Origin of the sequence: Catenulispora sp. GAS73, assembly GCF_041262085.1 — a bacterium.
GTDB lineage: Bacteria > Actinomycetota > Actinomycetes > Streptomycetales > Catenulisporaceae > Catenulispora.
On record NZ_JBGCCM010000001.1, the window covers coordinates 54,043 to 76,098 of the forward strand.

Here is a 22,056-nt window from a genome sequence, read left to right on the forward strand (position 1 = left end):
GTTTGCAGTTTTCCGGTTCCGTTCCAGTAGCGGCCAGCCCCCGGCTGGATCGGCGAAGGTCGGCAGCCGCTATCCCGAAGCCCGCGCTTCATTCACGGTCGAACGATCACGATTCAGTCGGGCAGCAGCCGGTTCACGACCTTGCCCGTGGCGTTGCGCGGCAGTTCGTCCACGAAGTGCACGTCGCGGGGCACCGAGAAGCGCGCCAGGCCGGCCTTCACCAAGGCCTTGACCTCGTCCTCGGTCATCGACGCGCCGGGCAGCAGCGCGATGTAGGCGGCGAAGCGCTGGCCCCACTCGGCGTCCGGCACCCCGACCACGGCGCACTCGCGGACCCCGGGCTGCGCCGCGATCAGCTCCTCGACCTCGCGCGGGAAGACGTTCTCGCCGCCGGAGACGATCATGTCGTCGTCGCGGCCGGAGACGAACAGCAGGCCGTGCGCGTCGACGTAGCCGCGGTCGCCGGTGGCCATGTAGCCGTCGGCGGTCTCCTTGTTTGCACCGTTGGTGTAGCCCTCGAAGAGCATGTCGTTCCACACGAAGATGCGGCCGATGGTGCCGGTCGGGACCGGCTTGCCGGTGGCCACGTCGCGGATCACGATCTTGGAGCCCAGCGGCGGCCGGCCGGCCGTGGTCGGGGCCTGGCGCAGGTCCTTGGGGTCGGCGATGGAGGCCCAGGAGACCTCGGTGGAGCCATAGAAGTTGTAGAGCACCGGCCCGAAGGCATCCAGGAACTTCGTCACCGCCGCGGCCGGGATCGCCGAGCCGGACAACGCCACGATGCGCAGCGAGGAGGTGTCGTACTTCTTGATCACGTCCTCGCCGAGGTCCAGCATCCGCTGCACCATCACCGGCACCGCGAACATCGCCGTAGGGCGCTTGGTCTGGATCGCCTTGAGCGTGGCCTCCGGATCGAAGCGGCGCTGCATGATCAGCGTGGCCCGCAGCGGCATGCTGATCTGGAGGGCGGCCAGGCCCCAGGAGTGGAACATCGGCGCCGGAACCAGGATCCGCTCGCCGGCGTGCAGCGGGATCCGGCTCAGGATCGAGGCCGCGGCGCCGATGCCCGGCGGGTTCGGACGGCGCGCGCCCTTGGGGGCGCCGGTGGTACCCGAGGTGAGGACGATGATCCGGCCGGGCTTGACCGGGGGCTTGCGATGCGTGTCCGGCGCGCCGTCGATGATCTGGTCCAGCGTCAGCGCGACCGCCGCGCCCTCCTCCGGCCAGGCGTTGATCCGCAGCACCTCGGCCGGGCAGGCGGTGAGCACCGCGTCGAACTCCGAGTCCGCGATCACCGCCTTGGGCTGCTGCTCGGTGACCACCTGGGTCATCTGGCCGGCGGACAGGCCGGTGTTCAGCAGGACCGCGTCCACGCCGAGCTCGGCGCAGGCGATGAAGCAGATCACCATGCCGGCGTGGTTGCGGCACAGCAGCGCGACCTTGTCCCCGGGGGCGACGCCGCGCGCCTGCAGGCCGTTGGCCAGGCGGGTGGCGCGGGTGGTGAGCTGCTTGTAGGTGAGCACGACCCGCTCGTCGATCACCGCCTCGGCGTTCGGGGTGCGCGCCGCGGCGGCCCGGAAGCCGCCGGCGATCGTCGCACCCCAGGAGGCCAGCGCGCGCAGCTGCCCGACGCTGCGGTGCGGGGGTCCGGGACGGATCACGCCGGCCCGTACCAGGGTCGCGGCCACCGCCAGGTGGGAGCCGCCGCCGTCGATGGTCGCGCCTGCCGGGCCGGGCATGGTCGGTACCTGCTTTCGTCGCGATAACCGGGAGGGAACGGCCGGCGAAGAACTGCCGCTCGCTGAAAGTTACCCTCCGGTAAATTGGAGCTGGCGTCAATACCCGACCCGCGCTCCGGCACCCCCGGGGCCAGACGGGTGAATGTCATGGTGTTGAGAATGTACGGAAGCGCGTGCCGGGCCTAGAAAGGACACATGCGACCGGTTTTCCCCCGTCCTCGAACCCTGCGACGCCCGCTGCGACAGCGCGCGGCCCGGCTGCTGGCCGCGGCCCTGCTCGCCGGCCCCGCGACGCTCGCCGCGGCCCCCGCGCACGCGGCCGAGGCACCAGCCTTCTCCTCCGGTGTCAACGACTTCTCCTGCCAGCCGAGCGCCGAGCATCCACGGCCCCTGGTGCTGCTGCACGGGACCTTTCTGAACCCGACCGAACAGTGGCTGCTCGGCGGGCCCTACTTCGCCCATCTCGGATACTGCGTGTTCGAGCTCGACTACGGCCAGTACGCGGGAATCCCCCTGGTACACGGGATCGCGCCGATAGAGCAGTCGGGGCTTCAGTTGGCGGCATACGTCGACCGCGTGCTCGCGGCGACCGGCGCCGGCCAGGTGGACATCCTCGGCCACTCGCAGGGCGGCGGGGCGCTGCCGCGGTACTACCTGAAGTTCCTCGGCGGCGCGCCGAAGGTGCACGCGCTGGTCGGGATCGCGCCGACGAACCACGGCGGGACCGCCTCGGGCCTGTTCACCGTCGCGCAGCAGATCCCGGGCGCGACGCGGGTGATCGGGACGGCGTGCCCGGCGTGCGTGGAGCAGTTCGTGGGGTCGGCGTTCAACCGCCGGCTCGACGCCGGCGGGGACACCGTGCCGGGGGTGCGGTACACGACGATCGTGTCGCGGTTCGACGAACTGGTGACGCCGTACACGAACCAGTTCCTGGCCGGGCCGAACGTGCACAACGTGCTGGTGCAGGACCTGTGCCCGCTGGACGTGTCGGACCACGTGCTGATCGGGACGGTGGACGGCGTGGCGTTCCACGAGGCGGCGAACGCGCTGGACCCGGCACACGCGACGCCGACGACGTGCGCGGACCTGGTGACCGGGGTGGTCCGGTCCCTGATCTAGGCGGTCAGGAAGTCTAGGCTCGGCGTGTGGCTGATCCAGTGGCTGATGTGTGGGTGGTCGCCGGCGCGCCGGGAGCGGGGAAGTCGACGGTGGCCGCGCTGCTGGCCCAGCGTCTGGCCCCGGTCCCGGCGATCCTGGACAAGGACACCATGTACCGGGGCTTCGCCTCGGAAGTGCTCGCGGCGGCCGGGCGTCCGTTCGGCGAACGCGAGGGCGCTTGGTACGACGAGCACGTCAAAGCGCACGAATACGGCGGGATGACCGCGACCGCACGGGAGATCCGCTCCCACGGGTGTCCGGTGCTGCTGGTGGCACCGTTCACGTCGCAGATCCGCGATCCGGCGCGCTGGGAGCGCTGGTGCACCGAGCTCGGCGGCGGCACCGTACGCCTGGTGTGGGTGCGGTGCGACGTGGCGGTGCTGCGGTCGCGGATCGTGGCGCGCGGCCGGGATGAGGACGCCGCGAAGCTGGCAGCGTTCGAGACCTGGGCCGCCGCCATCCGCCCCGGCACTCCCCCGCCGGTTCCGCACCACGAGATCGACAACTCGCCGGACCAGCACGCGTCGCTGGTCGCGCAGATTTCGGCGCTCGCCGAACAGTCCGCCGCGTAGGGTTCGCGGTATGAGCCTGCTGACCCCCGAAGACCAGTACCGCCGCGCCGAGACCTTCGCCGCACTGCACGCCGGGCCGGACACGTTCGTGATCGCCAACGCCTGGGACGCCGGCACCGCGCAGATCTTCACCGCCCTCGGCTTCAAGGCCCTGGCCACCACCAGCGCCGGCATCGCGCACACCCTGGCCCGGCCGGACGGCGGCATCACGCGCGAGGAGAGTCTGGCCAACGCCGGCACTCTGGTCGCCGCCACGCACCTGCCGGTCGCGGCGGACCTGGAGGACGGCTACGGGACCACACCCGACGAGGTCGCAGAGACCATCCGGCGCTCCGCCGAGGTGGGCCTGGTCGGCGGCTCGGTCGAGGACGCGGTCGGCGACGGGATCATCCCGCTGGAAGCGGCCCTGGAGCGCCTGACGGCGGCGATCGAGGCGGCCCGCGCGCTCCCATTCCCCTACACGGTCACGGCGCGCGCCGAGAACTTCCTCTACGGCACCACGGATCTGAAGGACACCATCGCGCGCCTCCAGGCCTTCGAGGCCGCCGGCGCCGACGTGCTGTTCGCCCCGGGCCTCACCACCGAGGAGCAGATCCGTGCGGTGACCTCCGAGGTCGGCAAGCCGGTCAACGTCATCGCCGGCGGGCCCCGCCTGCACGCGACCGTCGAGCAGCTCGGCGAGTGGGGCGTGCGCCGCATCAGCCTCGGGTCGAACCTGTCGCGCGCCGCGATGACCGCCGCGATCGGCGCGGCGAAGGAGATCGCGGAGCGTGGGACGTTCGAGTTCGGGCGGGGTGCGGTGCTCTCGCACGCGGACATCGAGGGGTGGTACTTCGCAAAATAGCGGCAGCTAGAACAGCGTCGGCGTGTCATACAGCAACGGCCGCCGGCGCTCGGCAGTCCGCACACCGGCGACGCCGGCCTCGCCGGCCCCGGCAGCCTCGTCCGCGATCGGGACCGTGTGTCGCCCGGCGAGGAGCCGCGTGTCCAGCAGCAACGGCGTGCCGCCGTCCACCGCCAGGAACAGGTGCTTGCCGATCACCGCGCGCACCTCGCCGGCCAGGCTCCCGCTGTCGTCCAGCGCCTCGACCTCGCGGTAGGTCGCCGGAGCGCCGTCGCCGAGCCCGAAGAACGTCGTGTTGTCGACCAACGGACCGTCGGGGAAGGCGTCGAGGGTGTGGTCGGCAAGCATCCGCAGCGCCTTGGTCCGCCCCTCGCTGAGCGCCGAGCGCAGCCCCTCGGTCTCCGGCAGGCCCCACCACGCCTCGACCTTCGCCCGCGAGCGGTAGCGCTCCTTGGCCAGGCCCGAGGCCGACACCGTGATTTCAGCGCGCCGCGCGGCCGGGAGGGTTCCGGTGGCGATCACCGTGTAGCCGATGGCGCCCTGCTCCAACAGCCGGGCCACGCCGCGCTGCACGCCGGTGATGCCGACCTTCAGCATGCCGGGCGCGAACCACGCCAGGTAGAGCTGGTAGGAGCGGCCGTCGTCGGTGATCCGGTCGCGTGCGACGGCCAGGCCGTGGTCACGGTTCTGGCACGCGGGGCACTGCGCGAGCGTGGCCGCGCCGTCGATCTCCGCGTCCTCGGCGCACGGGGTGCGTCCGGTTCCGGGCGCGGTCCAGCCGACGCAGCGGCGGCGCCCGGACCAGGACAGCGCCAAACGCGTGCCGGGACTCAGCGCTTTGAGACGCAGATCGCCGCCCTCGACGGCGGTGAGGGCGGGCTTCTCCTCGAACCAGCTCAGGCCCGTACACAGGCGGTCAGGTGCCGGGGAAGGTGCGGGGACTGAGACAGGGTTCGGATTCGGTTGCACGTCTACCATTGTGTACGAGGCGCCGTGTGGTACGGCCACTCGTATTGCTGCCACGGCATCCCTGGCAGCTTGTCTCGGGAGGTCAGCCAGAGCAAGGTGGGCCAGGGCTCTGCGATTTCCGGGACGTCACGGAACAGCCGGAACAGTACCCGCTCCACAAGGCCGGGATCCGGCTCGAACGGGACCGCCATCGCCCGGGCGATCTCGGAGCCGAATGTGAGCACGTAGAGGCAGCCCGCCGCCGCGAAGCCCTCGACGTCGGCGTTGCCGAAGGCGTGGTAGCCGCGGGTGTCAGGGCTGGAATTGCGCAGCAGCAGCGCCAGCATCGTGGTCAGCGCGTCGAACGCCTCCAGCGTGCCGTCAACGCCTCGATCGCCGACGCGCGGCGCCAGCTTGAGGTCGATCGGCGCCAGGTCGGTCTGCGGCGGCGTCGCGTCCCGGACCCGGCCGCGCGCCGCCAGATGCACGACGAGCGGGAAGAGGAGGTCGAGAAGGTCGTTCAGGCGGGCACTGGCATACGTGACCTGTCCCCGGGTCGGGCGCCGCCACTGTTCCTCGGACGCCCCGGACACCGCCTGCGTCAGGGTCAGCACCGCCAGCTCGAAGTCGTCGGCCGTGACCGGGCCCTGGGCGCCTGCCACATAATCCGCCATGGTCAAGGACCTTAGACGACGGGTCCGACAAGCGACGCCGGGGCTACTCCCCCGAGCCGTCCGCGCAGGCCGCGCCGTCCGCGACCGGCTCCCGCGGCACCCGCATCCCCTCCAGCAGCACGTCCGCGATCAGCTTCGGGTTCCCGCCGGCCACGATCGCCTGCCCCATCCCGCACATCAGGGCGTCGAAGTCCTCCAGCGCCAGGTCGCCGCGCACCACGCCAGCCTCCTGCGCCTGCTTCACCATCGCCAGCTTCCGCTGGTGCAGGTCCTGCCGGTAGTACACACACTCGTCGAGCTGGTTGTCGGCCAGCACCTGCACCTCGAACGACTCGCGCAGTCCGACGTCCTCGCCCATCAGCACCGCCATGTCGATGATGAACCGGCGCACCGCGCTGGCCGGATCGCAGTCCCGCATGGTCTCCTCGGCGCGGCCGATCGTGCTCTCCACCCGGCACTGGACCAGCTCGACGGTCAGCGCCTCCTTGGTCGGGAAGTGCCGGTAGACGGTGCCGACCCCCAGGCCCGCGCGCTGTGCCACCTCGTCCATCTGCAGCGACATGCCGTCGACGCGGAACAGGTCGTCGGCGGCGGCGACGATCGCCTCCCGGTTGCGGCGGGCGTCGGCGCGCAGCGGTCGGCTCGTGGGCGGCTTCTGGGACAGGACCATGGTTGAACGGTACACCGATTCCCAGGTAACCGGAAGATGACCTCCGGTTCCACTTGACAACCGGAGGGACGTCTCCGGTACTGTCTCTGTCGTTAACCGGAACCGTATTTCACCTTCCGCTTTTAGGGGATGCCTCCAATGTCAGCTGCTGTACCCACCGCAGCCGCGGCCCCGCCGCACGGCGGCCGCGCGATCAACCGCGGGGCGGCCCTGGCGCTGCTCGCGGTCACGCAGTTCGTCCTGATCCTGGACGCCGGCATCGTCGGCGTCGCGCTGCCGTCCCTGGTCAAGGGCCTGGGCTTCCAGCAGGCCGACCTGTCCTGGGTCACCAACGCCTACACCTTGATGTTCGGCGGCTTCCTGCTCCTGGGCGGGCGGCTGGCCGACTACCTGGGCCGCCGCCGGATGTTCATGGGCGGCCTGATCCTGTTCTCCGTGGCCTCGCTGGCCGGCTCGCTGTCCCCGGACCCCGGCTTCCTGATCGGCGCCCGCGCCGTCCAGGGCTTCGCCGCGGCCGTGGTCTCGCCCGCCGCGCTGTCTTTGCTGCTGATCTCGTTCCCGGACTCCACCGACGAGGAGAAGGCCGAGCGCAACAAGGCCCTCGGCGTCTGGGGCGCCGTGGCCGGGGCCGGCGGTGCCGTCGGCCTGATCCTGGGCGGCATGCTGACCGACTGGTTCGGCTGGCAGGCCTGCTTCTGGGTGAACGTGCCGATCGGCGTCGCCGCGGCGCTGCTCGCGCCGCGCATCCTGCCGGTGGGCGCGCCCAGCGGCGAGCGCAACGGCTTCGACCTGGCCGGCGCCTTCACCGTCACCGCGGGTCTGGCCGGAATCGTGTTCGTGCTGGTCAACGCGCAGAAGGTGGGCTGGACCTCGCCGGAGACGCTGGGCCTGGGCGCGGTCGGCGTGCTGCTGCTGGTGGCCTTCGTGTTCATCGAGTCGCGGACCAAGCAGCCGCTGGTGCCGTTGTCGATCTTCAGGCGGCCGGTGCTGCGCGGGGCGAACGTCGCCTCGATGCTGCAGGTCATGGGCCTGATGCCGGCGTTCTTCTTCATGACCCTGTACACCCAGCAGGTCCTGGGCTACTCGCCGCTGAAGTCGGGCCTGTCCCTGGTGCCCATCGCGGTGTCGATCATGATCGCCGCCACGGCCGCCGGGCAGCTGGTGGCCAAGGTCGGGATCAAGGCCACCACCATCGCCGGCATGGTCGTGATGGCGGCCGGGCTGCTGTGGGTCAGCGGGATGCCGGCGAACGGCAGCTACGTCACCGACCTGCTCCTGCCGCAGATCGTCATCGGCCTGGGCGGCGGCATGGCCTGGGTGGCCCTGACCGTGGCCGGTACCGCAGGCGCCTCGGAGGCGGAGTCCGGCCTGGCCTCGGGCCTGCTGAACACCGCCCAGCAGATCGGCGGCGCCCTGGGCCTGGCGGTCCTGGCCGCGGTGGCCTCGGCCCGCACCACGCACCTGTTCGGCACCGGCGACAACCCGGCGCAGGCGCTGGCCGGCGGCTTCGGCACGGCGCTGCTGGCCGGCGCGGGGCTGGGCGTGCTGGCCGCGATCGCGACGGTGTTCCTGCTCCCGGGCAAGAACGCGATGCCGCTGGTCGACGAGCACGCGATCGAGCTCGCCGAGGAGACCGACCACGTCGCGATCCTGCCGGTGCACGCGGACGCGTGAGGCGGCGTGCGGTGAGATAGCCGCACGCTTTTCCTCCGGGCCCGGTGTCAGGGACGACCTGACACCGGGCCCGGAGGCGTTTCAGGACGGGCACCGCGCGCCTGCGGCGAGTACGGTCGCATCATGTTCGAGAACACGAAAGCCTTCAGCGGCTTCTCCGTGAACGACATCCCCGCCGCGAAGAAGTTCTACGGCGAGACGCTCGGCGTCCCCGTCACCGAGGCCAACGGCATGCTCCGCCTCCATGTCGGCGGAGACACCGAGATCCTGGTCTACCCCAAGGGCCCGGACCACGTGCCGGCCACCTTCACCATCCTGAACTTCCCCGTCGACGACATCGAGGCCGCGGTGAAGAGCCTGGGCGATCGCGGCGTGCGGTTCGAGCTGCTGCCGGGCGTCGACGAGGACGGGATCAGCCGGCGAGGCGGACCGATGATCGCCTGGTTCAAGGACCCGGCGGGGAACTGGCTGGCGGTGCTCCAAGAGTAAGGACACGAGATGTCCGATCACATCAGCAGCATGATCCCGGGATTCTCAGGGCGGGTCGTCACCCCCGCCGACCCCGACTACGACACGGTTCGCGCGGTCTGGAACGGCGCGATCGACCACCGGCCCGCACTGGTGGCCCGGTGTGAGAGCACGGAGGACGTCGCCGCGGCGCTGACGGCGGCGCGCGCCCGCGGTCTGGACGTGTCAGTACGCGGAGGCGCCCACAACTTCGCGGGCAACGCGGTCTGGCCGGACGCGCTCACGGTCGATCTGAGCGGCCTGCGCGCGGTGCGGGTCGACCCCGTCACACGAACGGCGTACTGCCAGGGCGGCGCGCTGCTGGCCGACCTCGACGCCGCCACGCAGGAGCACGGCCTCGCGGTGCCGGCCGGGACGATCAGCCACACCGGCGTCGGCGGGCTGACGCTCGGCGGCGGTTTCGGCTGGCTGACCGCGGGCCACGGCCTGTCGATCGACAATCTCGTTTCGGCGCAGGTGGTGCTGGCCGATGGCCGGACCGTTGAAGCGTCCCTGGACTCGCATCCGGAGTTGTTCTGGGCGCTCCGGGGCGCCGGGAGCAACTTCGGTGTCGTCACCGAGTTCCGGTTCGCGCTGCATCCGGTCGGGCCGATGGTGCAGATGGGGCTGTTGTTCTGGCCCGCAGAGCAGGGCATCCAGGCGCTTCGGACGATACGGGAGGCGGTCGCGAAGCTGCCGAGGGACATGGGCGCGCTGCTCGCCGTCGGATTGAACGCCCCGCCCGCGCCGTTCGTCCCGCAGGAGTACCACCTGGCGCCCGGACACGCGGTGATCATCGCGGGCTTCGGGGCGGCCGAGGATCACGCCGACGTCGTCGACGCCCTGCGCCGGGAGCTGCCGCCGCTGTTCGACGTCGTCACGCCGATGCCCTACACGGCGTTGCAGTCCATGCTCGACGACGCCGCGCCTCCCGGGATCCTGGCGTACGAGCGGGCGCTGTATCTGAACGAGCTCACCGATGACGTGGTCGAGGTGCTGGCCGAGTTCTCCGGAAAGAAGAGCTCTCCCCTGTCCTTCGCCCCGGTCTTCACGATCGACGGCGCCTACACCGACGTCGCCGACGACGCGACCGCGTTCGGCGGGCTCCGGCGTCCCGGCTACGTGGTGAACCTCGCCTGCGTCGCCCCGACCCCGGAGCTGCTGGCGGCGGACACCGCGTGGGTCAAGGAGTTCTGGGAGGCGCTGTTGCCGTTCGCCCGCGACACCGGGAGCTACGTGAACTTCATGGTGGAGCCCGACCAGGAGCGGATCGTGGCCGCCTACGGGGCGGACAAGTACCGGCGGCTGGCGAAGATCAAGGCCGAGTACGACCCGGAGAACGTGTTCCGCCACAACGCCAACATCAAGCCGGCCGCGTAGCCGGCTGACGCGCGTCGTCGAGCAGATGGCGCGCGACGACGCGCAGACGGCCCCCCGAGGCCCTCCGCGCGCCGTCGCGCCTATCAATGATCGACTACTTGCCGCCCGGAATCGCGAACCACCCCGCCACGGACGCGGCGAACATCATGTCGCCGCCGACCTTCAGCTTGCCCTTCAGGAACAGCTCGACACCGCCGGCACCGCCGGTGACCAGGCGCAGGAACGGCACGCCGTCCGCGGTGATGGTGGCCCGCGGGTGCTCGGTGAGCTCCTTGGACGTCGTGCAGACGCCGTCCTTGATGGACGCCTGGTAGGTGTCCTTGGCGCCGTCCGGGCCGCCGGTGATGACGAAGTGCACCGCGACGGTCTGGCCCTTGGCCTTGTCGGCGCGGAAGTGGTCGCCCATCCGGCGGAAGATCTCGTCGAGCACCTGGCCGCGCAGGGCGCCGTCGGCCAGCACCTCGCGCAGCTCGGCGTCGGAGAGCTGGCCGACCATGCCGGCCAGCTGGTTCGGGTCGGCGCCGGCGAGCTCGACGGGCAGGCCGGAAGTCCCGGAGGTGTCGGTCATGGTGAAGGTTCCCCTCTGGATCGTTACATCATTCTACGGTACGTTCAGTTGCGTCACAGTCTGATCCGGCAGCGCGGCGTCCGCAAGGGGGCAACGGAAATGAGCTTCAACCTGGAGGCGCTCGGCATCTGGACCGAGCAGAAGCACTTCACGGTCGAGCGGGAACGGATCGCCGCCTACGCCGCGGCGACCAACGACCCGATCGCCGAGCACCGCGCGGGCGACCTGGCCCCGCCGGTCTTCGCGGTGGTCCCGGCCTTCGAGTCCGGCGCCGAGGCGGTCCTGGCGGTGGCCCCGCCGGAACTGCTGATGATGCTGGTCCACGGCGAGCAGGACTTCTTCTACCACCGCCAGATCACCCCGGGCATGGAGCTGGTGACGCGCTCGGCACCGCTGGGCGTGCGCCAGACCTCGGCCGGCGTGGTGGTCGCGGTGAAGTCCGAGACCCGCACCCCCGACGGCAACCTGGTCAACGAGCAGTGGATGTCCACGTTCTTCCGCGGCGCGCAGGACGAGCAGAGCGCCGGCGAGCAGGCCCCGCCGCACGCCCTGGACGACACGCTGCGCGCCGAGACCCCGGTCGGCGAGGCGAAGCAGCACGTGGACGAGGACCAGACGGTCCGCTACGCCGAGCCGTCCGGCGATCACAACCCGATCCACCTGGACCCGGACTTCGCCCGGGCCGTCGGCCTGCCCGGCATCATCAACCACGGGCTGTGCACGATGGCGTTCGCCTCGCACGCCGTGATCTGTATTGCCCAAGAAAACCGTGTCGCCGAAGCCGACCCTCGCAACCTGGAGCGGCTCGCCGTACGCTTCGCCAGGCCGGTGCTGCCCGGGCAGGACATCAGCACCCGGGTATGGGCCGCGGCGGGGGCACAGGGTTTTGCCTTCGAAACATCCTCCGACGCCGGCCAAGTAGTGATCAAGGACGGCCTGGCGCTCTTCCGCCGCCCCTGAGCCTTATCAACACACAACCATCACCTCATCCACCAAGGAGCAGTACATGGGAGTCCTGGACGGCAAGGTCGCGATCGTCACCGGATCGGCGCGCGGCATCGGCCGTGCCACCGCCGACCTGCTGGCCGCACAGGGCGCCAGCGTCCTGATCAACGACCTGGACGGCGACGTCGCCGCCGCGACCGCGGCCGAGATCGCCAAGGCCCACGGCACCGACACCGCGGTGTTCGCCGGCGACCTCACCGCCGAAGGCGTCCCGGAGGCCCTGGTGGCGAAGGCGGCCGACACCTTCGGCAAGATCGACATCCTGGTCAACAACGCCGGCTACACCCTCGACAAGCCGATCCACACCATGAGCGACGACTGGTTCCAGCGCATGCTGGACATCCACACCGTCGTCCCCTTCCGCACGATCCGAGCCGCCGCGCCCTACTTCCGCGACCCGGCGAAGAAGGAACGCGAGCAGGGCATCGAGGTCTTCCGCAAGATCGTGAACGTCTCCTCGGTCAGCGGCACCATGGGCAACGCCGGCCAGGCGAACTACTCCTCGGCGAAGTCGGCGGTGGTCGGCCTGACCAAGACCCTGGCCAAGGAATGGGGCCAGTTCAAGGTCAACGTGAACGCCGTAGCCTTCGGCCACATCGAGACCCGCCTCACCGCCGCCAAGACCGACGACAACACCATGGAGATCGGCGGCGAGACGGTCCAGCTCGGTATTCCTGAGGCGATGGTCGGCGCCACCAGCTTCCTGATCCCCTTGGGCCGCCCGGGAACCCCGGAGGAGGCCGCCGGCGGGGTGTTCTACCTGTGCTCGCCGTGGTCGAACTACGTTTCGGGCCAGGTGCTGAACGTCACCGGCGGGCAGTGGATCGGGATGATGTCCTAGTTCTTCGGCTCGTTGCTTCGGGGCCGCCTTCCGGCGGCCCCTTCGCGCCTCATCCTCCGCTGACGCTGCTCGACACCAACCGCAACGGCATCGCACCGACGCTCCACACTGCGGCGTCCTGGTTCGCGAAGGTCTGGTTGGTCCCGGAGAGCTGGAGTTGGCCGTCGGTGATCGTCGAGGTGACGGTCGGCGCCTCGTAGACGACGTCGTCCAGGACGATGGCGAACCGGTTCGTGCCGTCGGAGTCCTGCCCGGCCGCCGCCGTGGCGCTCAGGGTGGCCATCGCCGAGGCTCCGGCGTCGTCGAGGGAGATGTCGACCTCCCAGGTGCCGTTGGACTGGCTGGCCTGGACGCTGCTGACGTCCTTGCCCGACACGGCCGCCGGGCCCATCAGGTACTTCTGGATTCCCACGTAACTGCCTGAGCTCTGCGCACACGCCGCGAGGTAGTCGCCGGCGGCGGCGAGCGGTTTAGTCGGGTCGCTCCAGGTGCAGTCCAGGGCGCCGAACGCGTCTTCGGCCTTCTTCTCGGCGGCACCGGAGGGCGTTGGCAGCGGTGTCTTGTCGCCGAGCACCGGCCGCAACAGCAGCGTTCCCTGACCTGCCAGCGCCTTCAGCTGCGCGGCCTGGTCGGCGGTCCCGGTCACCGTGATCTGTCCGTTCGCGCTGGTGATGGTGTCGGAGCCGCCGGCCATGCGGGCCGTTCGCACGCGCAGCACCGTGACGATCTGCTTCAGTACCGCGTCGGAGACCGGCTGCGCCGGGGCGAGCACGACGACCGCTTGGCCGCCCGGCGACGACGTGCCGCCCGCCGTGCTGACCGGTGCCGCGGGGGTGAGGAAGGCCGGCAGCGAGCTCGTCGCCGAATCCGCGGCACCGGAGGTTCCGGTCGCAGGCGCCTGCATTACCTGCGAGGTCGTTGAACCGGGCTGCGCGGACGTACCCGCCGACCCCGAACCCCCGCAGGCCGCGAGCGGTGCGGCGACTGCCAGGACCGCTACGCTTCGCACCATCCGTGCCAGTCGCACGCTACCCCCTGGGACCTTCGCTGAGCGCCGAGTCGGCGCTATTTGAACGTTCTTATGCCGACACGAGATTACCCGGGCACCGATGGCGACGCTGCCAGAGTTTCGCCACTTGCCTGTTGCGACACCCGGCTCAGCCCGAAGCCGAGCCCGAGCCCGAGCCCGAGCCCGAGCCCGAGCCCGAGGCAAGTACGCGCCGCTTCGCCGTCATCAGAGCCCGCACATCCTCGACCACCGCGATCAGCGCGGCGGCGTCGCCGGCCGCGATCGACGCCCGCACCGCCGGCTCGGCCTTCGCCAGCGTCCCGACCCGCGCCAGCTCCAGCGCCCACACGGCTTCCGGGCCGGTGGCCGCGGCGAGCGCCGCGTAGGCGAGGGTGCGGTGACTGGAGTCGACGGTCCTGATGACCGGGGCCAGGGCGGCGTGGATCTGTTCCGGATCGCCGGCGGCGAGGGCCGGGGCGACGGCGTCGGCGCCGGGAGCGGTCTTGCGCAGGTGGGCGGCCAGTACCGGGTGCAGGCCGCCGGCGGCGTGCGAGCGCATGAGCGCTGCCAGGCGCAGGTCGTCGGTGGCGCTGCGGCGGGTGAAGATCTCGGCGAGGACCCTCGTCTCGGCGGGTTCGCGGAGCACCAGGCGCCACAGCGTGTTCACGTGGGTCGCGGTGTTGTGCGCCAGGCTGCGTCGCATGTCCGGCGTGCCCTGCGGGCCGAACGCGAACTCGGTCAGGATCGGTGCCAGAGGGCTGCGATCGAGCATCTGTGCCACGGCGCCGGCGATGTACCGGTCGTCGGGCACCGCGCGCAGGATGTCCGCGAGCACGGCCGGCGGAGCCAGGGACACCAGGGCCACGACCGGGTCGACGGTGCGTGCCTGGCGCGTCGCCGAAGCCGGTGCCGACGGCTGCCGGCCGGGTGCCGCCGACGCGCCACCGGCCACCGACGCCACCAACTCCGGCAGGGTCCCGCTCCAGGACAGAGCCCTGCCCCACAGCGCGCCCCATGCCGCGGGCTCCTCCCCCAGGGCCGACAGGGCCGCTGCCGCCTGCGCGCGTATCCGGTCTGCCACCCATGCCAGCCCGGGCTCCGGTATCGCGTACCGTCCCAGGTCGAAGCAGTGATGCGCAGCGGTGTTGCCCGGTACCAGCAACGCCAGCGTCTCGGCGGCCGGCCGGACCGTCGCGACCACGTCGGCCGCGTCCAGCGACCCGGTCACCAGGCCGCGCCGCACGAGCTCGGCGAGCGCCGCGTGGCGGTCGATCGCCGGCAGCCGGTCCGCGGCGGCCAGGGCCCGGCGCAGGTCTTCGATGTCGGGCCGCGGCCTCAGCCACAGCGCGCGGGGGTAGCAGTCTTCGAGGACTGACCGCACCTGCGCGGGCATGTCGTCGCGCATCGCAGCCGCGTCCACGTCGAAGTCGCCGTGGGAATCCCAGGTGTAGCGGGCCGAGTCCAGAACGTCCTGTGCTCGACGGATCAGCGCGTCCCAATCCGGAGTCAGGCGGTGGAATCGGGTCCTGTCCTCCTCCTGCAACGCCTGGAAGAAGTCCCTCGTGCCGTAGCGCATGGATGCCAGTCCACCGCGCCGGATCGGGTCGGCCCCCTCACCCATCCGGAAGACCTGCTGCCAATTCATCTGCGCGGAGCTCGCCTTACCTCGGGCGTGCTGCTCGACTGCCGCGCGCACGCCGGGCCACACATCGCTCCGCAATCCGTTCTCGAACAGGGTGGCCAAGGCGTATTGCGCAGCCGACGGACGGCCCAGCCGGACCGCGGCATCCAGGGCGGCACGCGCCAGGGGCACATCGTCGGCGACGGCCGCGGCGTCCACCAGCTCGCCGGGCGGAACGCCGCCCCTGGGCCCGGCGTCCACCCGCGCATCGAGCGCCGTCAGGAGCAGCGCGGCCAGAAGCGTGTCGATGACCGGCCGCCCCTCCCGTCCCCGCCGGTCCACCATGATCGCGTATCGCGCCGGCCAGACGGCCGACGCCGGGGCGAGGAACAGGGTCCTGTCGACCTCGGGATTCACGAGGCGGAGCAGAGCCCTGATGATGGTGCCGGATCCCGCGACGGTCCGACCCGCCGGCGCGGCCTCCGCGAGCGCGACAACAGCTTCGGAGACAGAAGAGGCAGCGGAAGCAGCGGCGGCGAGCACGTGGTCGGTGACAGCGACCGCGAGGGGCAGCGTCGCGTCCCGGATCGCCGCGCCCAGCTCGCGATCGGGCAGGGTCGCGACGAACGCGCGGGCGTCCGTGTAGGGGACGGAGTGCAGCGCATCGAGGGTCGGCACAAGATCGGCCCGGCGGCGGCCGCCATCGGCCGGCTTCGCCGCCTCCGCGCCGTCCACCCCCGCGTCCCGCCGACGGATCTTGCGAAGCCTGATCATCCACAGCACTCTAGGGAGTACTTCCCGACGTCAATGCCGGTACAACTACCGTCGTCCCACGCCGCGCCCTGACAGGTATCGCGTGACAGGTAGTACCAGGGCCTCCCACACGGCGCATCGGGCGTGTTCGATGGCATTGAGATCGAAATGCGATCAAACTGGGAAGGCGGACACCGACATGGACAAGCGACTCCTGGGCAGCGGCGGGCTGGAGGTCTCCGCGGTCGGGCTGGGATGCATGAGCCTGCTCACGCGGGAAGACGCGCTGCCGGTGATTCGGCGAGCCGTCGATCTGGGTGTGACCTTCTTCGACACGGCTGAGGTATACGGGGCGTGGGCGAACGAGGAGTTCGTCGGGGAGGCGCTGGCGCCGGTGCGGGATCAGGTGAAGATCGCGACCAAGTTCGGGTTCGAGGTCGCGGATGGGCGGCCGGCGGGACTGAACGGGTTGAACAGTCGGCCCGAGCACATTCGGGAGGTCGTCGACGGGTCCCTGCGCCGGCTGCGCACCGATCACATCGACCTGCTCTACCAGCACCGGGTCGACCCCGAGGTGCCGATCGAGGACGTCGCGGGGACGGTCGGGGAGCTCATCGCGGCCGGCAAGGTCGGGCACTTCGGCCTGTCCGAGGTCGGGGTGGAGGTGGTGCGGCGGGCGCACGCCGTGCAGCCGGTAACCGCACTGCAGAGCGAGTACTCGCTGTGGTGGCGGGAGCCGGAGCAGGAGATCCTGCCGGTCCTGGCGGAGCTCGGCATCGGCTTCGTGCCGTTCAGCCCGCTGGGCAAGGGCTTCCTCACCGGGAGCATCACCTCGGCCGCCGACGTGTCCGGCGCGGGCGACCGCCGCACGATCTTCCCCCGCTTCACCGACGAGACGATCCAGGCCAGCCGGGGCCTCGTCGAGCTCCTCCGCGTCGTCGCCGAGCGCCACGACGCGACGCCCGGGCAGGTCGCGATCGCGTGGATCCTCGCCGTACAGCCGCACGCCGTGCCGATTCCCGGCACCCGACGCATCGAACGGCTGGAGGAGAACGTCGGCGGCGCCGAAGTCGCGCTCACCAGCGAGGACCTGGCCGAGATCCAGGACGCCGCCGCGGCGTTCGAGCTCACCGGCGACCGCTACCCGGAAGCCATGCAGAAGCTCATCAACCGCTGAGCTGCCGGCCGAATCAGCCCGGAGCCCGGCTGGTCGGCGGGCACTCCGGACCCGGCCGGGCCGACCGCCGGCTGAGGCTCCGGTAGCCGACCGGCGCGCATCCAGTAAGGATTGTTCTGTGTCGAACTGGAACAGCCGCGAACTGTCCGCCATCGGCGACGCCTCGCAGAAGTACGACCGCTACGGCCCCGGCCCGGTCGGCGCCGTCACCGGGCCGGCGACGTACCCGGTCACGCTGCGCGTCGTCCCCGACCGCGCGGCTGACTGACGTACCACCACCACCGCCGCCACCGCCGGTGTGCGACGACAACACCCCCGCGACAGCAAAGGACCCCCATGCAGTACACCCGCCTCGGAACCTCCGGCCTCCAAGTCAGCCGCATCGCCCTGGGCTGCATGAGCTTCGCCGCCGGCGGCGGCCGCCAAGGCGCCTGGATGCTCGACGCGGACCAGGCCGACCCGATCTTCCGGCAAGCCGTGGAGCTGGGCATCACCTTCTGGGACACCGCCAACGTCTACGGCCGCGGCTCCAGCGAGGAGATCACCGGCCAGGCGATCCGCCGGTACACCAAGCGCGAGGACGTCGTCCTGGCCACCAAGCTCTTCGCCCCGATGGGCGAGGGCCCCGGCGGCCGCGGCCTGTCCCGGCGCGCGGTGTTCGAGCAGGTCGACGCCTCGCTCAAGCGCCTGGACTCCGACTACATCGACCTGTACCAGATCCACCGCTTCGACCCGAACGTGCCGGTCGAGGAGACCATGGAGGCCCTGCACGACGTCGTCAAGGCCGGCAAGGCCCGCTACCTCGGCGCCTCCAGCATGTGGGCGTGGCAGTTCTCGAAGATGCAGTACACCGCCGAGCTGCACGGCTGGACCAGGTTCATCTCCATGCAGGACCAGTACAGCCTGATCATGCGCGAGGAGGAGCGCGAGATGTTCCCCCTGCTCGCCGACCAGGGCGTCGGCTCGATCCCGTGGTCGCCGCTGGCCGGCGGCCTGGTGACGCGGCCCTGGGGTGAGACGTCCACGACCCGCGGCCAGAGCAGCCCCAAGACCGACTCGATCGGCACGCCGCTGTTCCTGGACAGCGACCAGGGCACCGTCGACGCGGTCCAGAAGATCGCCGAGGCCCGCGACGTGCCGATGGCCCAGGTCGCGCTGGCCTGGGTGCTGCGCAACCCGGTCGTGGCCGCGCCGATCGTCGGGGCGACCAAGCCTCACCCTTCACCGACGCCGCCGCCGCTCTGGACCTCCGGCTCACCGACGATGAGGTAACCGCGCTCGAAGAGCACTACACGCCGCGCAAGCCCACGTACTACGGCACGCCGTCAGGCTACTGAGCTACTGAGTCGCCGCTACCGAGTCGCCTGAAGCGCTCTTACAGCCTGTTGATCACGTCAGTGAAGAGCCCGGCCGTGTCGGGAGCCGGAATCGCGTCCAAGCACAACTGATCCATGACTGTCGCGTAGACGTCGAGGTCTTCGGCCTTGTCCAGGTAGGTGGCGCTGGTGAGCTGCTCAAGATAGACGATGTCCGGCAGCGCCGCCTCCGGGAAACGCAGGATACTGAAAGGCCCGGCACCGGCGTCGGCGTAGCGCGGGCCGCGGTGCGACGGCACCACCTGCACCGTGACGTGCGGCAACCGGGACAGCTCCAGCAGATACTCCACCTGACCGCGCATCGGCTCGCCGCGCCCGCCCGGCGAGTGGCGCAGCACGGCCTCGTCGAGGACCGCCCACACCTTGGGCGGACGCGACCGTCGCAGCACCCTGGCACGGTTCATCCGCAACGCCACCCGGCGCTCGACCTCGACCGGATCGGCCGTCGGATTCCCCAGCCGGATCACGGTGCGGGCGTAGTCCTCGGTCTGCAACAGGCCGGGGACCAGGCGGGTCTGGTAGCAGCGGATGACCGAGGCCGCGTCCTCCAGGCCGAGGTACGCCTCGAACCAGGTGGGAACGACGTCGGCGAACGCGTGCCACCAGCTCTGCGCGTTCGCCTGGTCCATGAGCTCCAGCAGCATGGCGCGCTCGGACTCGTCGCAGACCCCGTACAAAGTCAGCAGGTCCGCGACATCGCGCGGCTTGAAGCTGATCCGCCCCAACTCCATGCGGCTGATCTTCGAATCAGAGCCGCGTATCGCATAGCCCGCCGCGCCCCTGCTGATGCCTGCGGCCGTGCGCAGACGGCGCAACTCGGCCCCCAACAGGATCCGAGGGACCGTCGGGTTTCCCAGGCTGTTGTCAAGGGCCTGTTCACCGCGATCGGCCGCCATCTGCGCCCCCTTCCGTGCACGCACCACTGTACCCACAACCCCTCAACCCACGAACACGCACGGCGCCGGGAATCTGTGTTAGGAATAAGAGTGTCAGAGCCCGGAGATAGAAAGAAGCCACGATGACCGGCGAGCCCGAGATCCCTGAGGCGCAGGACATACCCAGGATCGACACCACCGTGCCGCACTCGGCGCGGGTCTGGAACTACTGGCTGGGCGGCAAGGACCACTACGCGGTGGACCGTGAGGCCGGCGACCAGTTCGCCGCCGTCTATCCGGGGATCTTCGACCTGGCCCGGCTCTCCCGGTACTTCCTCGGGCGCGTCATCCGGCATCTCGCCGGCGAAGTGGGCATCCGCCAGTTCCTGGACATCGGCACCGGCCTGCCCACCGCCGACAACACCCACGAGGTCGCCCAGCGCGTCGACCCCGAGGCCCGCATCGTCTACGTCGACAACGATCCCCTGATCCTGGCGCACGCGAACGCGCTGCTGATCAGCGACCCGCGCGGGGCGACCGCGTACATCGAGGCGGACCTGCTCGACCCCGACACGATCATCCGCGAGGCGCGCAAGACCCTCGACTTCGACGAGCCGGTCGCGCTGATCCTGATGCAGGTCCTCGGCCACGTGTCGAACGCCGACGGCGACGCCCAGGCCAGGTCGATCGTCAACACCCTGATGCAAGCGCTGCCGCCGGGCAGCTATCTGGCGCTGAACGAGAGCGCCGTCACCAACGAGGCGAACGCGAAGGCCACCGCGCTCTACAACGAGAGCGGCGGCGCGCCGTACTACCTGCGCGAGCCCGAGCAGATCGTCGGACTGTTCGACGGGCTGGATGTGGTGGAGCCCGGCATCGTGCCGATCCAGCTGTGGCGGCCGGATCCCAACCCGTTCGGCGAGCCCACCGATGTCGGGGTCTGGGGCGGGACGGCCCGGAAGCGGGACTAGGGCCGCATCAGACGACGTTCGCCCCGTCAGTAGTCTAGCCGGGACCCTGGACGCAGGTATTTCTGCACGGCGGCTGGCACGCTCCTGCGAGCGCGCCCAGGAAGAACGCCGAAGCCAGCACGAATGCGGCAATCACGATCATGGCCAGTCCGGGCGACCCGTTGAACAGCCAGCTGACCGGCCTGAAGAAGAACGCCACGCGCTTGCGCCGCTTCTCCTGCCTGCGCCACTTGCGCAGTAGCTCGTCGGTGCCATCGCGGTCCCACTTGGCCATGCCGGGCCTCCAGGCTCGGGCGGCCCACCGGACGATCGCCACCCCGCCCGGGGTGATACCCGCCCCGCATCGATGCAGAACCCTGCCACCGCGCGGGGCTCGCCGAACCCGGCGACCCGCCTCACCGACCCACCACTTCGCCGCTCTCTGCACGAAAAACGTGTAAGGATCCTTGACAGGAATTCCCTGAGCGGATACATCGTATATCGTATGGCGATTCCGTCGACGTGTCGGAAGGGTCCTGATATGCGAAGATCCAGACTCCGTGTTCTACGACAGTCCCTGCTCATGCTCCTGGCCACCGTCCTTGCCGCCGCCGGCGCGGTGCCGGCCCGGGCCGCGGCGACCACCGACTGGTCGGTGGCCGTGGTCAAGTCCACGATGCAGCGCTTCACCCCGGCCTCCATCGGCGGCTGGTCGTACCCCGTCGGGCTGTACCTGTACGGCCAGTACCAGGTCTACCTGCGCACCCACGATGCGTCGTATCTGACGTATCTGAAGAGCTGGGTCGACCGCTTCGTCTCCTCGAACGGCACCATCAACCAGAGCTTCAACAGCCTGGACAGCATGCTCGCCGGCCGGCTGCTGATCATCCTGCACCACGAGACCGGCCAGTCCCGCTACGCGGTCGCGGCGGCGACGATCCGGCACCGCCTGGACAGCTACCCGCGCACCGCCGACGGCGGGTTCTGGCACGCCGACACCTCCTCCCGCGCGCACCAGCTGTGGGACGACGGCCTGTACATGGTCGTGCCCTTCCTCGTCGAGTACGGCAAGGAGTTCAACGACCCGTCCAGCGAGGCCGAGGGGGTCAAGCAGCTCACCGTCTACGCGAACCACCTCCAGCAGCCCGACGGCCTGCTCCAGCACGCCTACGACGAGTCCAAGACCGCGAGCTGGGCCAACCGGACCACCGGCCTGTCGGCGGAGCAGTGGTGCCGCGCGAACGGCTGGTACGGCATGGCGGTGGTCACCGCCCTGGACGACGTCCCGACCACCCAACCGGGCCGGGCCACGCTGCTCACCGACCTGAACCGCTTCGCCGCGGGCCTGCAGAACTACCAGGACCCGGCGACAGGCCGCTGGTTCCAGGTCATCGACAAGCCCACCGGCGCCGGCAACTGGACCGAGACCTCGTGTTCCAGCATGAACGCCTACACACTCTCGCGAGGCGCCCAACAGGGCTACATCGACTCGCACTACGCCGCGCTGGCCCAGAAGGCCTACCACGGCGTGCTCGCGCGGCTCTCGATCGGGAGCAACGGCTTGACGAACCTGACGACGATCTCGATCGGGACGAATGTCGGCAACTACGCGTACTACATCGGGCGAACACAGGCCACGAACGACTTCCACGGTCTTGGCTCGTTCCTGATCATGAATGAGCAGCTGCGGTCACCAACAGGATCCTGATACACGC

21 protein-coding genes and 1 pseudogene are annotated in these 22,056 nt (G+C 70.5%); 13 read left to right on the plus strand and 9 right to left on the minus strand.

What is annotated here, in order from left to right:
- Nucleotides 1–113: 113 nt before the first annotated feature.
- Nucleotides 114–1,739 (minus strand): AMP-binding protein, encoded by a 1,626-nt coding sequence (locus ABH935_RS00200; protein ID WP_370375672.1) that lies wholly within the window; start codon nt 1,737–1,739, stop codon nt 114–116.
- A 195-nt stretch (nt 1,740–1,934) separates the two neighbouring features.
- On the opposite strand from ABH935_RS00200, the gene ABH935_RS00205 reads away from it, so the two are divergent.
- From ABH935_RS00205 to ABH935_RS00215, 3 genes are read left to right on the plus strand one after another with little or no spacing between them, the layout of a single operon-like run.
- On the plus strand, nt 1,935–2,858 hold the full coding sequence (locus tag ABH935_RS00205) for an esterase/lipase family protein (RefSeq protein ID WP_370375673.1): 924 nt from the start codon (nt 1,935–1,937) through the stop codon (nt 2,856–2,858).
- Between the two features lie 26 nt (nt 2,859–2,884).
- Entirely contained in the window at nt 2,885–3,469 is a 585-nt protein-coding gene (locus ABH935_RS00210) for an AAA family ATPase (protein WP_370375674.1), read from the plus strand.
- A 10-nt stretch (nt 3,470–3,479) separates the two neighbouring features.
- Nucleotides 3,480–4,313: an isocitrate lyase/phosphoenolpyruvate mutase family protein gene (locus ABH935_RS00215; RefSeq protein WP_370375675.1), complete on the plus strand. Its 834-nt coding sequence runs from the start codon at nt 3,480–3,482 to the stop codon at nt 4,311–4,313.
- Between the two features lie 6 nt (nt 4,314–4,319).
- On the opposite strand, the gene ABH935_RS00220 is transcribed toward ABH935_RS00215, so the two are convergent.
- The 3 genes from ABH935_RS00220 to ABH935_RS00230 are packed head-to-tail and all read right to left on the minus strand — an operon-like array spanning nt 4,320 to nt 6,605.
- A complete protein-coding gene (locus ABH935_RS00220) occupies nt 4,320–5,282 on the minus strand; it encodes a DUF2797 domain-containing protein (RefSeq protein ID WP_370375676.1) in 963 nt (320 codons plus the stop codon).
- A gap of 2 nt (nt 5,283–5,284) precedes the next feature.
- Entirely contained in the window at nt 5,285–5,935 is a 651-nt protein-coding gene (locus ABH935_RS00225) for a hypothetical protein (protein WP_370375677.1), read from the minus strand.
- 43 nt (nt 5,936–5,978) lie between these two features.
- Nucleotides 5,979–6,605, minus strand: a complete 627-nt coding sequence (locus tag ABH935_RS00230; protein WP_370375678.1) for a TetR/AcrR family transcriptional regulator — start codon at nt 6,603–6,605, stop codon at nt 5,979–5,981.
- Between the two features lie 138 nt (nt 6,606–6,743).
- On the opposite strand from ABH935_RS00230, the gene ABH935_RS00235 reads away from it, so the two are divergent.
- From ABH935_RS00235 to ABH935_RS00245, 3 genes are all read left to right on the plus strand, one after another.
- Entirely contained in the window at nt 6,744–8,279 is a 1,536-nt protein-coding gene (locus ABH935_RS00235) for an MFS transporter (protein WP_370375679.1), read from the plus strand.
- Nucleotides 8,280–8,402: 123 nt separating this feature from the next.
- Nucleotides 8,403–8,768 (plus strand): VOC family protein, encoded by a 366-nt coding sequence (locus ABH935_RS00240; RefSeq protein WP_370375680.1) that lies wholly within the window; start codon nt 8,403–8,405, stop codon nt 8,766–8,768.
- A 9-nt stretch (nt 8,769–8,777) separates the two neighbouring features.
- Nucleotides 8,778–10,166: an FAD-binding oxidoreductase gene (locus ABH935_RS00245; RefSeq protein ID WP_370375681.1), complete on the plus strand. Its 1,389-nt coding sequence runs from the start codon at nt 8,778–8,780 to the stop codon at nt 10,164–10,166.
- A gap of 94 nt (nt 10,167–10,260) precedes the next feature.
- Here the strand turns inward: ABH935_RS00245 and ABH935_RS00250 are convergent, their stop codons facing one another.
- Nucleotides 10,261–10,734: an SCP2 sterol-binding domain-containing protein gene (locus ABH935_RS00250; protein ID WP_370375682.1), complete on the minus strand. Its 474-nt coding sequence runs from the start codon at nt 10,732–10,734 to the stop codon at nt 10,261–10,263.
- Between the two features lie 99 nt (nt 10,735–10,833).
- On the opposite strand from ABH935_RS00250, the gene ABH935_RS00255 reads away from it, so the two are divergent.
- Both ABH935_RS00255 and ABH935_RS00260 read left to right on the plus strand, forming a co-directional pair.
- Complete coding sequence (locus tag ABH935_RS00255) at nt 10,834–11,694, plus strand: MaoC/PaaZ C-terminal domain-containing protein (RefSeq protein ID WP_370375683.1); 861 nt, start codon at nt 10,834–10,836, stop codon at nt 11,692–11,694.
- Nucleotides 11,695–11,740: 46 nt separating this feature from the next.
- Nucleotides 11,741–12,580, plus strand: a complete 840-nt coding sequence (locus ABH935_RS00260; protein WP_370375684.1) for an SDR family NAD(P)-dependent oxidoreductase — start codon at nt 11,741–11,743, stop codon at nt 12,578–12,580.
- A 49-nt stretch (nt 12,581–12,629) separates the two neighbouring features.
- On the opposite strand, the gene ABH935_RS00265 is transcribed toward ABH935_RS00260, so the two are convergent.
- Together ABH935_RS00265 and ABH935_RS00270 are read right to left on the minus strand one after the other, a co-directional pair.
- Entirely contained in the window at nt 12,630–13,484 is an 855-nt protein-coding gene (locus ABH935_RS00265; protein WP_370375685.1) for a hypothetical protein, read from the minus strand.
- Between the two features lie 253 nt (nt 13,485–13,737).
- Nucleotides 13,738–15,984, minus strand: coding sequence for a hypothetical protein (locus tag ABH935_RS00270; RefSeq protein ID WP_370375686.1), 2,247 nt, complete (start codon nt 15,982–15,984; stop codon nt 13,738–13,740).
- A gap of 178 nt (nt 15,985–16,162) precedes the next feature.
- Here ABH935_RS00270 and ABH935_RS00275 point away from each other — a divergent pair, with 178 nt between their 5' ends.
- The 3 genes and pseudogenes from ABH935_RS00275 (at nt 16,163) to ABH935_RS00285 (ending at nt 18,477) form a co-directional block, all read left to right on the plus strand.
- Nucleotides 16,163–17,140: an aldo/keto reductase gene (locus tag ABH935_RS00275; protein ID WP_370375687.1), complete on the plus strand. Its 978-nt coding sequence runs from the start codon at nt 16,163–16,165 to the stop codon at nt 17,138–17,140.
- Nucleotides 17,141–17,258: 118 nt separating this feature from the next.
- Nucleotides 17,259–17,408: a hypothetical protein gene (locus ABH935_RS00280; protein WP_370375688.1), complete on the plus strand. Its 150-nt coding sequence runs from the start codon at nt 17,259–17,261 to the stop codon at nt 17,406–17,408.
- A 68-nt stretch (nt 17,409–17,476) separates the two neighbouring features.
- Nucleotides 17,477–18,477 (plus strand): annotated as a pseudogene (locus tag ABH935_RS00285) (aldo/keto reductase).
- A gap of 38 nt (nt 18,478–18,515) precedes the next feature.
- Here ABH935_RS00285 and ABH935_RS00290 read toward each other — a convergent pair.
- Complete coding sequence (locus ABH935_RS00290) at nt 18,516–19,412, minus strand: helix-turn-helix domain-containing protein (RefSeq protein ID WP_370375689.1); 897 nt, start codon at nt 19,410–19,412, stop codon at nt 18,516–18,518.
- A 122-nt stretch (nt 19,413–19,534) separates the two neighbouring features.
- Between ABH935_RS00290 and ABH935_RS00295 the strand changes: the two genes are divergently transcribed.
- Complete coding sequence (locus tag ABH935_RS00295; RefSeq protein ID WP_370375690.1) at nt 19,535–20,362, plus strand: SAM-dependent methyltransferase; 828 nt, start codon at nt 19,535–19,537, stop codon at nt 20,360–20,362.
- A gap of 34 nt (nt 20,363–20,396) precedes the next feature.
- On the opposite strand, the gene ABH935_RS00300 is transcribed toward ABH935_RS00295, so the two are convergent.
- On the minus strand, nt 20,397–20,636 hold the full coding sequence (locus tag ABH935_RS00300; protein WP_370375691.1) for a hypothetical protein: 240 nt from the start codon (nt 20,634–20,636) through the stop codon (nt 20,397–20,399).
- A 246-nt stretch (nt 20,637–20,882) separates the two neighbouring features.
- Between ABH935_RS00300 and ABH935_RS00305 the strand changes: the two genes are divergently transcribed.
- Nucleotides 20,883–22,049, plus strand: a complete 1,167-nt coding sequence (locus ABH935_RS00305) for a glycoside hydrolase family 105 protein (RefSeq protein ID WP_370375692.1) — start codon at nt 20,883–20,885, stop codon at nt 22,047–22,049.
- The last annotated feature ends 7 nt before the right edge of the window (nt 22,050–22,056 follow it).